Here is a 10,494-nt window from a genome sequence, read left to right as displayed (position 1 = left end):
GAGGGCGGGAGGGTGTCAGGCGTGTTCCAGCGGGAACGCGCCCCGGTGCCCGGTACCGGCGCCGCCGTCCGGGCGGGGCTCGTACTCGCGGCAGCTCCAGACCTCCTGGACGAATCCGGTGCGCCGGTCCCACAGTTCCAGGAGGTCGCCCTCGCCGGACGCCCCGCGGTAGGCGTCCTTGGCCCCCCGGAAACAGGCGAGGCCCCCGGACAGTCCGCGCCCCGCGCCCGGGGCCGGCTCCGGGGCCGGGAAGTAGTCCGAGAAGGCGCAGGCTATGCAGGTCCGCAGGCGCACCCCGGGCGGCAGGGCGCGCTGGATCGTGGCGAGGGCGGAGGCGAAATCGCTCTCGGCACGACGGGAGGCGTAGGCCGCGCCGCCGAACTGCAATTCGAGGCTGAGGTACGAATCGGGGCGGCGCAGCGACAACAGGCAGCTGAGCGTGGCCTGGTGGACGGCTCCGTCCCAGGCCACCGGGAGCGGCAGGTCCCACTCCAGGACGCAGTCGCTCAACGCGCCGTCCACCAGGGCGAACCGGTCGTCGGCCGGTGGTGCCCCGACGACCGGGGCGAGGCCGTCGAAGCTCGTGCCCTCGAAGTCGATCCCCCTTGTCCGGAGACGTAGTTGCTGTCCGTCGGTGGTGAGGACGACGGCGTCGGAACCCTGCCGGTCCCGGTACCACCCTGCCCATGACTCATCTGTCATGGGCAGGGACTGTAGTCCGTGCCCACGACAGTCGGCCTGTCGCCCTCCTCTTCACCGAACGGCCCTTGTGACCTCGGCTCCTTCCCCCTTCCGCGTCCGGCGCGTCCGGGCGTCCCCCGGGCGGTCTCCCCCTTCCCCCGCGTCCGGGCGTTTCCCGTTCCCCCGCGTCCGCGGCTCAGTGCGTCCGGCGGGTGACGAACTCCGCCAGGGTCAGCAGGTCGCCCGCCCGGGCCAGGTCGGGCACCGCCCTGGACAGGTGGTGGAGCGCGCGTGCCATCCGGTCCGCGGCGCAGATCTGCGCCCAGTCCCGGCCGCCGGCCCGGTCCACGGCGTCGGCGGCACGGCTCACCTCTTCGGGGGTGTCCATGGCTCCCCGGTAGAGCGTGGCGAGTTCGGCCGCCGCGGGAGTGCCGGAGGTCAGGGCCGCGACGACGGGCAGGGACTTCTTGTGGGCGATGAGGTCCGCCCCCACCGGCTTCCCGGTCCGCTCCGGGTCGCCCCAGATGCCGATCAGGTCGTCGATGAGCTGGAAGGCGAGTCCCGCCTCCCGGCCGAATCCGTCCATCGCGCCGACCGCCCGCTCCTCCGCGCCCGCGTAGAGCGCCCCCGTCGCGCAGGCGCAGCCGAGCAGGGCGCCCGTCTTGGCGACGGCCATGGTCAGGCACTCGTCCAGGGTGACCCCGTCGGGGTCCCGGTCCTCCAGGGCGCAGTCGGCCTGCTGGCCCGCGCACAGCTCGATGATGCAGGTGGAGAGCCGTGCCGAGGCCCGCGCCGCCGCCGGGTCCGTGTCCTCGGCGAGCAGCCGCTGGGCGAGGGCGAGCATGGCGTCGCCGGTGATCACCGCGGCGGGGATGCCGAACACCGCCCAGGCCGTGGGCCGGTGCCGGCGGGTCCGGTCCTCGTCGATGATGTCGTCGTGCAGCAGGGTGAAGTTGTGGGCCAGCTCCACGGCGACGGCGGCCCGCACCGCGCGCCGCGGGTCGCCGCCCAGGGCCCGTGCGGCGGCGAGGACCAGCGCGGGTCTGATCGCCTTTCCCGCCCGTCCCGAGGACGGGGAGCCGTCGGCCTCCTCCCAGCCGAAGTGGTACGCCGCGACGCGGCGGATCGACCCGGGCAGGGAGTCGACGGCGGCACGCAGCCGCGGGTCGACGAGGGCCCGGCTCTGTTCCAGGAGCGCCTGCGCCTCCTGGCCCTGCCCGACGGGGGCGACCGGGTCGCCGTCGCCCGGGACGCGGGGGGTGGGTGGTTGGGGTACGTGTTGGGTCTTCACTGGCCGTCCTCCCGGAACCGCCCCGGGCGCGGCTGCCCGGGGCGGGGATCGACGGGGACCGGACACCGCCGTCCGGCCCCCGGTGCGTTACTGGCGACGACCGACCTCGACGTTCTCCAGTACGCCCAGCGCGTCCGGCACGAGGACGGCCGCGGAGTAGTAGGCCGTCACCAGGTACGAGACGATCGCCTGCTCGTCGATGCCCATGAAGCGGACCGAGAGACCGGGCTCGATCTCGTCGGGGATGCCGGACTGCTGGAGCCCGATGACCCCCTGCTCGGCCTCGCCCGTCCTCATGCAGATGATCGACGTGGTCCGGGCGTCGCTGACCGGGATCTTGTCGCACGGGAAGATCGGCACGCCCCGCCAGGCCGACACGTGGTGTCCGCCGACCTCGACGCCCTCCGGCGCCAGACCGCGCCTGCTGCATTCGCGGCCGAACGCCGCGATGGCCCTCGGGTGGGCGAGGAAGAGCTTCGAACCGCGGCGGCGCGAGAGCAGTTCGTCCATGTCGTCGGGGCCGGGCACCCCGTCGTGGGGCTGGAGGCGCTGCCCGTAGTCGCAGTTGTTGAGCAGCCCGAACTCCCGGTTGTTGATCAGCTCGTGCTCCTGGCGCTCGCGCAGCGCCTCGACCGTGAGCCGCAACTGCTGCTCGGTCTGGTTCATCGGCTGGTTGTACAGGTCGGCGACCCGGCTGTGGACCTTCAGCACGGTCTGGGCGACGCTCAGCTCGTACTCGCGCGGCGCGAGCTCGTAGTCGACGTAGGTGTGCGGGATGACGGCCTCGCCGACGTGCCCGGCGGAGAGGTCGATCGCCGCCTCGCCGTACTTGTTGGTGCGCTGGTGCGGGATGGCGAGGAGGCCGGCGAGGTGGGTGCGGAGCGAGTCCGCGCGCTCCGCGAGGTTCAGCACGTCCGCCCGGCTCAGCGTCAGCACGGTGCAGGCGGTGACGGCGCGGGCCGTGCAGTCCCAGACGGCGTCGCCGTCGACCAGGGCCCGGTCCCCGAAGTAGGCCCCGTCGGCGTGGACCCCGAGCACCGCCTCGTCCCCGTAGGGACCGGCGCCGACCTTCTCGACCTTGCCGTGTGCCAGCAGGTAGACGACGTCCGCCGCGTCCCCCTCGGAGGCCAGCACCTGCCCGGCGGCGATCTCCCGCTGCTCGCAGCGCCGGGCCAGCTCGCCCAGCACCTCCTCGTCGCCGAAGCCCCGCAGGGCGGGCAGCTCCCCGAGCTCCGCGGGGACGACCGTCACCCGGTCACCGGTCTGCACGAAGGTCACCCGGCCGTCCCCGACCGAGTGGCTCAGCCTCCGGTTCACCCGGTAGGTGCCGCCCCGCACCTGCACCCACGGCAGCATCTTCAGCAGCCACCGCGAGGTGATCTCCTGCATCTGCGGGGCGGACTTGGTGGTCGTCGCGAGGTTCCGCGCCGCCGCCGTGCCCAGACTCTGCTGCGGCGGCGTCGACACGCTCCGAACCTCTTCGCCAACGGACATCTGACGCCCTCTCAATTCCTCAACGGCCTGCGCGAAGAAGCCTTTCAGCACGGAGAGCCACGACGCCATTACACAAAAGAGTGCGACTAATCTGCCTACGGACTGGGCACAGCACCCCGTCGCACCCGAGGAGCGGGATAACTTGCATCCCAGATGCAAGTTATCTACCGTGAGGGTCATGCGGCTGACGAAATTCACCGACGTGGCGTTGCGCGTGCTGATGCGCCTCGCCGTCGCGGAGAACGAGGAACCGCCGACCACCCGGGAGGTGGCGGCCACCATGCAGGTGCCGTACACCCACACCGCGAAGGTCGTCGCCAAGCTCCAGCACCTCGGCCTCATCGAGGCGCGACGGGGGCGCGGCGGCGGGCTCAGCCTCACCGCGGCGGGCCGCTCCGCCTCCATCGGCGGACTCGTCCGCGAGCTGGAGGGCCCCGGGGACGTCGTCGACTGCGAGGGCACCACCCCCTGTCCACTGCGCTCGGCCTGCCGGCTGCGCGTGGCCCTGCGCCAGGCGGAGGACGCCTTCTACGCCTCGCTCGACCCGCTCACCATCGGTGAGCTCGTCGCCGCCCCCACCGGACCGCTGCTGATCGGCATCAGCGGCAGCCGCCCCTCCGGCTGACCGGCACCCACCCCGCACACGCACCACCGCCACGAACCGGGCTCCCCCGCCCGGTTTCCTCTCGCAAAAAAATACGCATCTCAGATACCAATTCAAGGTTCCAGGAGGAACAGATGCTCTCCGAGACGTCGACCGCCACCGTCCGTGCCACCCTTCCCGCCGTGGGCGCGGCCATCGGAGACATCGCCGATCTCTTCTACCGCAAGATGTTCGCGGCCCACCCCGAGCTGCTGCGCGACCTCTTCAACCGCGGCAACCAGGCATCCGGCGCCCAGCGCCGGGCGCTGGCGGGCTCCATAGCCGCCTTCGCGACCCAGCTGGTAGAACACCCGGACACCCGCCCCGACGTGATGCTCGACCGGATCGCCCACAAGCACGCCTCGCTCGGCGTCACCGCCCCGCAGTACGAGATCGTGCACACCCACCTGTTCGCCGCCATCGCCGAGGTGCTCGGCGACGCGGTCACCCCGGAGGTCGCCGCCGCGTGGGACGAGGTCTACTGGCTGATGGCCGGTGCCCTGATCTCGATCGAGGAGCGGCTGTACGCCCAGCAGGGCGTCGTCGCCGGTGACGTGTGGCGCGAGTGGGAGGTGGTCGCCCGGATCGAGGAGACCGCGGACGTCGCCACCTTCCAGCTGCGCCCGGCCGACGGCGTGCCCGCCCCCGCCTTCCGCCCCGGCCAGTACGTCTCCGTGCAGGTGGAACTCCCCGACGGGGCCCACCAGATACGCCAGTACAGCCTCTCCTCCGCCCCCGGTTCGCGGCTCCGCTCGATCACCGTCAAGCGGGTGCACGAGGCCGGCGCGCCCGACGGCGAGGTCTCCAACCACCTGTACACCGAGATCGGGGCCGGCGACCGGCTGCGCGTCTCCGCCCCGTACGGCGACCTCGTGCTCGGCTCCGCCGACGTCCCGCTGCTGCTCGCCTCCGCGGGCATCGGCTGCACCCCGATGCTCTCGATGCTGGAGCACCTCGCGGCGATCGACCACCGCGCCCCCGTCACCGTCGTGCACGGCGACCGCTCCCCCGCCACCCACGCGATGCGCACCGACCACGCCCTGCTCACCGAGAAGCTCCCCGCCGCCACCGCCCACTTCTGGTACGAGGACCCCGAGCCCGGCCACCCCGCCGACCGCACCGGCCTGGTCGACCTGAGCGAGGTCGCCGTCGCCCCCGGCACCCACGCGTACCTCTGCGGCCCCCTGCCCTTCATGCGCTCCGTGCGGACGCAGCTGCTGGCCAAGGGGGTCCCGGCGGCCGACATCCACTACGAGGTGTTCGAGCGGAGCCGCGAACCGGGGGCGGAGGAGAGGCTGTACTGGCGTATCTGGTGGGCCCCGTCGGGGAGTTCCACCTGCACGGAGACGTACTGGCCGGGGCGGAAGGCGGGGGCGGGCACGCCGTCCCTCCGGCCCCGGCTGCCCTCCCCGTCGCAGGAGGTCCGTGACGAACGCTTCGAACGGCACGGCGTCCGGCTGCTGCTCAAGCGGGACGACCTCATCCACCCCGACCTGCCGGGCAACAAGTGGCGCAAGCTCGTCCCCAATCTGCGGGCCGCCGCCGGGCGCACCGTGCTGACCTTCGGCGGGGCGTACTCCAACCACCTGCGGGCCACCGCCGCCGCCGGGCGGCTGCTCGGGTTCCCCACCGTCGGGATCGTGCGCGGCGACGAACTGGCGGACCGCCCGCTGAACCCCTCGCTCGCCCGGTGCGCGGCCGATGGGATGACCCTGCGCTTCGTGGACCGGACGACGTACCGCGCGAAGGGCGATCCGGAGGTCCTGGCGGGGCTGCTGAGCGCCTTCGGGGACTGTTTCGTGGTCCCGGAGGGCGGAAGCAACTCCCTGGCCGCACAGGGCTGTACGGAGCTGGGGCGCGAGCTGCGCGGTTCGGTCGACGTGGCCGCGGTGGCCTGCGGCACCGGGGGCACCCTCGCCGGTCTCGCCGCCGGCCTGGGCCCGGAGCGGCGCGCCCTCGGTGTCCCGGTGCTGCGGGGCGGCTTCCTCGGGGACGTGGTGCGCGGCCTCCAGGAGGAGGCGTTCGGCGGCCCGGCCGGGTCGTGGTCCCTGGACGAGCGCTTCCACTTCGGCGGCTACGCCCGTACTCCCCCGGCGCTGCACGCCTTCGCGGACGACTTCGAGCAGCGGCACGGGATGCCCGTCGAGCGGATCTACGTCGCCAAGCTGCTGTACGCGCTCACCGAGCTGGCCGCGGAGGGCGCGTTCCCTTCGGGAACCACGGTCGCGGCGGTCGTCACGGGCGGTCCGTGAAGGCCCGCCCTCAGGGGGTGTCCGCCTCCCGGTGGGCCGCCGCCTCCTCCAGGTCGAGCCGTCTGAGCAGGGTCCGCAGCAGCTCGTCGTCGATCCGCCGCTCGTCCCGCAGCCGTACGAAGACCTCGCGCTCGGCGTCGATCATCTCCCTGGCCAGGCGGCGGTAGGTGTCGTCCGCCGACTCCCCGGTGACCGGGTCGGCCGCGCCGAGCCGTTCCCACACCGCGTTGCGGCGGCGCTCCAGGACGGCGCGCAGCCGGTCGGCGAGAGGGCCCGGCAGGTGGTTGTGCGGGTCGGCGAGGAGTTCCTCCAGCCGGGCGTCGGCGGCCGCGGACGCCTCGCTCTGGGCCTGCGCCTCGGCCAGCGTCTCGGCCCGCGCGTCGCGCCCGGGGAGCTTCAGGACCCGGACCAGGACCGGCAGGGTGAGCCCTTGGACGACCAGGGTGCCGATGACGGTGGTGAACGTCAGGAACAGCACCAGGTCGCGGGCCGGGAAGGGGCTCCCGTCGGCGGTGACGTACGGGACGGAGAAGGCGATGGCCAGGGAGACCACGCCCCGCATCCCGGCCCAGCCGACGATCAGCGGCGCCCTCCAGTCGGTCCCCGGTTCGCGCTCCCTGATCCGTCTCGACAGCCATCGGGGCGTGTACGTCGCCGGGTAGACCCAGAGGAAGCGGACCACCACGACGGCGAGGAAGACGAGCACCGCGTACCGGGCGGCGTCGCCCGCGTCGTACGCGCCGAGCCCCTTCAGCACGAAGGGGAGCTGGAGCCCGATCAGCGCGAAGACCGAGGACTCCAGGACGAACGCGACCATCTTCCGGACGGCCTCCTCCTGGAGCCGGGTCGCGAAGTCCACCTGCCAGGACCGGTGCCCCAGGTAGAGCGCCACGACGACCACGGCGAGCACCCCGGAGGCGTGCACGCGTTCGGCCGCCGCGTACGCCACGAACGGGATCAGCAGCGACAGCGTGTTCTGGAGCAGTGCCTCCTTCAGGTGCGTGCGGAGCCAGTGCAGCGGCACCATCAGGGCCAGGCCGACCGCGACGCCGCCGACCGCGGCGAGGAGGAACTCGCCGATCCCCGCGCCCCAGCTCATGCCCTCGCCCACGGCGGCGGCGAGCGCCACCTTGTACGCGGTGATCGCCGTGGCGTCGTTCACCAGGGACTCGCCCTGCAGGATCGTCGTGATCCGGCCGGGCAGTCCGACCTTGCGGGCGACCGCCGCGGCCGTGACCGCGTCCGGCGGGGCGACGACCGCGCCGAGCACCAGGGCGGCGGTGAGCGGCAGACCGGGCACGAGGCGGTACGCCAGCCAGCCGACCGCGACGGTCGCGAACAGGACGTAGCCGACGGACAGCAGCGCGACCGGCCGCAGATTGGCCCGCAGGTCGAGGTAGGAGCTGTCGAACGCCGCCGTGTAGAGCAGTGGCGGCAGCAGCAGCGGGAGCACGACGTGCGCGTCCAGGGTGTACGCGGGAATCCCCGGCAGGTACGAGGCGATCAGCCCCGCGGCGACCAGCAGCAGCGGGGCCGGTACGGGGGTGCGGCGGGCCGCGCCCGCGACCGCGGTGCTGACCGCGACCAGTCCCACCAGCTGCAACGCGTCCATTCCACGGTCCTCGCATCCGTGTCCACGGACCGGCGTCCGTCGCGATTCACGGCCCACTCGACCGTCGTAACCTGACAATCATGAGCGACTGCCCCCACGTGTCCGCGTTGCCCCGCCCCGAGCCGGTCCCGCTCGGCGAGACCTGCGCCGGCTGTCTCGCGGCGGGCACGCACCCCGTGCAGCTGCGGCTCTGCCTGGTCTGCGGCCACGTCGGCTGCTGCGACTCCTCGCCGCTGCGGCACGCGACGGCGCACTTCGAGGAGACCGGTCACCCGGTGATGCGGAGCTTCGAGAAGGGCGAGAGCTGGCGCTGGTGCTTCGAGGACGGTTCGATCGTCTGACGTCTGGGTACGTCAAACCGGCGCCGGTCGTTCACAATTGGCCGCCGCAACCCCCTAGCCACTGTGCGTACCCATGGGTTTACCATGAGTGACAGCCATGGGCTGGGGATCCGGCGACACGGCATCATGGGTCGCGATAGCGTCGCCGGGCCACAACCGAAGACGTACCGCATGGTTCCGGGGTTTCTTCCCGGACCCTCGAAAGAGTTTGTGCCACCTTGGAGGTGAGGGTGTCCCAGATCGCAGGCGAGCCCGGGAATCAGGACTTCGTAGAGGTCCGGCTGCCCGCTGCGGGTGCCTACCTGTCGGTGCTGCGCACGGCCACGGCCGGGCTGGCAGCACGCTTGGATTTCACCCTCGACGAGATCGAGGATCTTCGCATCGCGGTCGACGAGGCCTGCGCGATCCTGCTTCAGCAGGCCGTGCCGGGCTCCGTCCTCAGCTGCGTCTTCCGGCTCGTCGAGGATTCTCTCGAGGTGACGGTGTCGGCCCCGACGACGGACGGCAGGGCGCCGGAGCGTGACACCTTCGCCTGGACGGTGCTGTCCGCACTGGCCGGAAAGGTCGACTCCTCGGTCGCCGACGACCGGACGGTCAGCATCAGCCTCTACAAACAGCGCGGCGCGGGACCCGGGCCGGCGTGAGCAAGGGGAACGGGGAAGGTCCTGTGCGGGACGAGACGATGCGATCAGGGGTGGTACGCGCAACAGGCATCCCGGAGCAGCAGGCCCTGCCCCATCCGGTGGACGGGGCGGACGGGCCTGCGGGCCGTACGGTCGCGATGGAGCAGTCGCAGGCGGAGCGGGCAGGCCAGATGAGCGAGCACGTGCACCACGATCCACATGACCGCAGCGGGGCGCGGGCGCTGTTCGTCGAACTGCGCTCGCTTCCCGACGGGTCGCCCGAGAAGGCCGAGCTGCGCAACCGGCTGGTGCGGATGCACCTGCCGCTCGTGGAGCACCTGGCCCGCCGGTTCCGCAATCGGGGCGAGCCGCTGGACGACCTCACCCAGGTCGCCACGATCGGCCTGATCAAGTCGGTGGACCGGTTCGATCCGGACCGCGGGGTCGAGTTCTCGACGTACGCGACCCCCACGGTCGTGGGCGAGATCAAGCGTCACTTCCGTGACAAGGGCTGGGCGGTCCGGGTGCCGCGTCGGCTCCAGGAGCTGCGGCTCTCGCTGACCACGGCCACCGCCGAGCTCTCCCAGCAGCACGGGCGCTCCCCCACGGTCCACGAGCTGGCGGAGCGGCTGGGCATCTCCGAGGAAGAGGTCCTGGAGGGCCTGGAATCGGCCAACGCGTACAGCACGCTCTCGCTGGACGTGCCGGACACCGACGACGAGTCCCCGGCGGTCGCGGACACGCTGGGCTCCGAGGACGAGGCGCTGGAGGGCGTCGAGTACCGGGAGTCGCTCAAGCCGCTGCTGGAGGACCTGCCGCCGCGCGAGAAGCGGATTCTGCTGCTGCGGTTCTTCGGCAACATGACCCAGTCGCAGATCGCGCAGGAGGTCGGCATCTCCCAGATGCACGTCTCGCGGCTGCTGGCCCGCACGCTGGCGCAGCTGCGCGAGCGGCTGCTCGTGGAGGAGTAGCGGCCGACGGGCCGCGGTGGCGCCTGCGTCACCTGCCCGCAACCGTCACGCGCCCCGTCGTCCGGTCCGCCCCGCGGGGCGKRCCGGRCGRCGGGGCGCGTGRCGGCTGCGGCGGGGTCAGGCGTCCGGCGTGGTGCCCGGCCTGCGGATGCCCAGGGCCTCGACCGTCGTCGGCCTGACCAGCTGGTAGAGCGCCGTCAGCGTGACCGCGGCGAGCACGATCCCGGCCGGGATCAGCACGCCCTGCGACCTCAGCAGCGTCCAGGCCACCGGGAGGGCGATGATCTGCGTGATGAGCGCGGGGCCCCGGCTCCAGCTGCGCCGCAGCATCAGGCCGCGGGCGGCGAACAGCGGGATCAGGGCGAGCGCGATCAGCGTCAGGCCGCCCATCTCCGCCTGCTGCGGGCTCTCGGGCCGGCCGAACAGGCCCATGACCAGCATGTAGATCCCGCCGATGGCGAGCGCCGCCCCTTCCAGGGCGGTGAGTGCGGCCACCAGGGTGATCCTGCTCGGCTTCGCCGGTTCGAGCCGCGGCGCGGGCGACGGGTCGGACGTGTTCTGCTGAGTACTCACCCCTGCAGGTTGG

10 protein-coding genes and 2 pseudogenes are annotated in these 10,494 nt (G+C 72.7%); 6 read left to right on the top strand and 6 right to left on the bottom strand.

The annotated features are described in order from the left end of the window. Positions 1-15: 15 nt before the first annotated feature. The 3 genes from EAO76_RS30670 to EAO76_RS30655 all read right to left on the bottom strand — a co-directional run bounded on the left by EAO76_RS30670 (position 16) and on the right by EAO76_RS30655 (position 3,466). Positions 16-702: a DUF6304 family protein gene (locus tag EAO76_RS30670; RefSeq protein ID WP_148839143.1), complete on the bottom strand. Its 687-nt coding sequence runs from the start codon at positions 700-702 to the stop codon at positions 16-18. A 175-nt stretch (positions 703-877) separates the two neighbouring features. After that, the gene (locus EAO76_RS30665; RefSeq protein ID WP_262376010.1) at positions 878-1,873 is read right to left on the bottom strand and encodes a family 2 encapsulin nanocompartment cargo protein polyprenyl transferase; all 996 of its coding nucleotides are present in this window, start codon (positions 1,871-1,873) and stop codon (positions 878-880) included. Between the two features lie 186 nt (positions 1,874-2,059). Beyond that, entirely contained in the window at positions 2,060-3,466 is a 1,407-nt protein-coding gene (locus EAO76_RS30655; protein WP_148839141.1) for a family 2B encapsulin nanocompartment shell protein, read from the bottom strand. Positions 3,467-3,644: 178 nt separating this feature from the next. Here EAO76_RS30655 and EAO76_RS30650 point away from each other — a divergent pair, with 178 nt between their 5' ends. Then, positions 3,645-4,091, top strand: coding sequence for an Rrf2 family transcriptional regulator (locus EAO76_RS30650; RefSeq protein ID WP_148839140.1), 447 nt, complete (start codon positions 3,645-3,647; stop codon positions 4,089-4,091). 113 nt (positions 4,092-4,204) lie between these two features. Then, positions 4,205-5,371, top strand: a pseudogene (locus EAO76_RS30645) (globin domain-containing protein); the annotation flags it as partial. Here EAO76_RS30645 and EAO76_RS47380 read toward each other — a convergent pair. Further along, positions 5,365-5,496, bottom strand: a pseudogene (locus EAO76_RS47380) (hemin transporter); the annotation flags it as partial. The pseudogenes EAO76_RS30645 and EAO76_RS47380 overlap by 7 nt on opposite strands. Positions 5,497-5,509: 13 nt before the next feature. On the opposite strand from EAO76_RS47380, the gene EAO76_RS30640 reads away from it, so the two are divergent. Then, entirely contained in the window at positions 5,510-6,361 is an 852-nt protein-coding gene (locus EAO76_RS30640; protein WP_262376008.1) for a 1-aminocyclopropane-1-carboxylate deaminase/D-cysteine desulfhydrase, read from the top strand. 10 nt (positions 6,362-6,371) lie between these two features. Here the strand turns inward: EAO76_RS30640 and EAO76_RS30635 are convergent, their stop codons facing one another. Beyond that, positions 6,372-7,973: a Na+/H+ antiporter gene (locus tag EAO76_RS30635; RefSeq protein WP_148839139.1), complete on the bottom strand. Its 1,602-nt coding sequence runs from the start codon at positions 7,971-7,973 to the stop codon at positions 6,372-6,374. Between the two features lie 80 nt (positions 7,974-8,053). On the opposite strand from EAO76_RS30635, the gene EAO76_RS30630 reads away from it, so the two are divergent. From EAO76_RS30630 to EAO76_RS30620, 3 genes are all read left to right on the top strand, one after another. After that, positions 8,054-8,314 (top strand): UBP-type zinc finger domain-containing protein, encoded by a 261-nt coding sequence (locus tag EAO76_RS30630; RefSeq protein WP_148839138.1) that lies wholly within the window; start codon positions 8,054-8,056, stop codon positions 8,312-8,314. A gap of 230 nt (positions 8,315-8,544) precedes the next feature. Next, complete coding sequence (locus EAO76_RS30625; protein WP_148839137.1) at positions 8,545-8,958, top strand: anti-sigma regulatory factor; 414 nt, start codon at positions 8,545-8,547, stop codon at positions 8,956-8,958. A 23-nt stretch (positions 8,959-8,981) separates the two neighbouring features. Then, positions 8,982-9,908, top strand: a complete 927-nt coding sequence (locus EAO76_RS30620) for an RNA polymerase sigma factor SigF (RefSeq protein ID WP_148839136.1) — start codon at positions 8,982-8,984, stop codon at positions 9,906-9,908. A 117-nt stretch (positions 9,909-10,025) separates the two neighbouring features. Here the strand turns inward: EAO76_RS30620 and EAO76_RS30615 are convergent, their stop codons facing one another. Further along, complete coding sequence (locus EAO76_RS30615; protein ID WP_148840394.1) at positions 10,026-10,403, bottom strand: hypothetical protein; 378 nt, start codon at positions 10,401-10,403, stop codon at positions 10,026-10,028. Positions 10,404-10,494 lie beyond the last annotated feature (91 nt).

Source organism: Streptomyces sp. sk2.1 (assembly GCF_008120935.1).
GTDB lineage: Bacteria > Actinomycetota > Actinomycetes > Streptomycetales > Streptomycetaceae > Streptomyces.
Note: the sequence above shows the minus strand (reverse complement) of the source record. Positions and strands in the feature narration are given on the sequence as shown.

Bases quoted from the DNA above. Each gene is read 5' to 3' on its own strand.
- EAO76_RS30635 (WP_148839139.1), bottom strand. From the start codon at position 7,973: ATGGACGCGTTGCAGCTGGTGGGACTGGTCGCGGTCAGCACCGCGGTC.
- EAO76_RS30650 (WP_148839140.1), top strand. From the start codon at position 3,645: ATGCGGCTGACGAAATTCACCGACGTGGCGTTGCGCGTGCTGATGCGC.
- EAO76_RS30630 (WP_148839138.1), top strand. From the start codon at position 8,054: ATGAGCGACTGCCCCCACGTGTCCGCGTTGCCCCGCCCCGAGCCGGTC.
- EAO76_RS30670 (WP_148839143.1), bottom strand. From the start codon at position 702: ATGACAGATGAGTCATGGGCAGGGTGGTACCGGGACCGGCAGGGTTCC.
- EAO76_RS30655 (WP_148839141.1), bottom strand. From the start codon at position 3,466: ATGTCCGTTGGCGAAGAGGTTCGGAGCGTGTCGACGCCGCCGCAGCAG.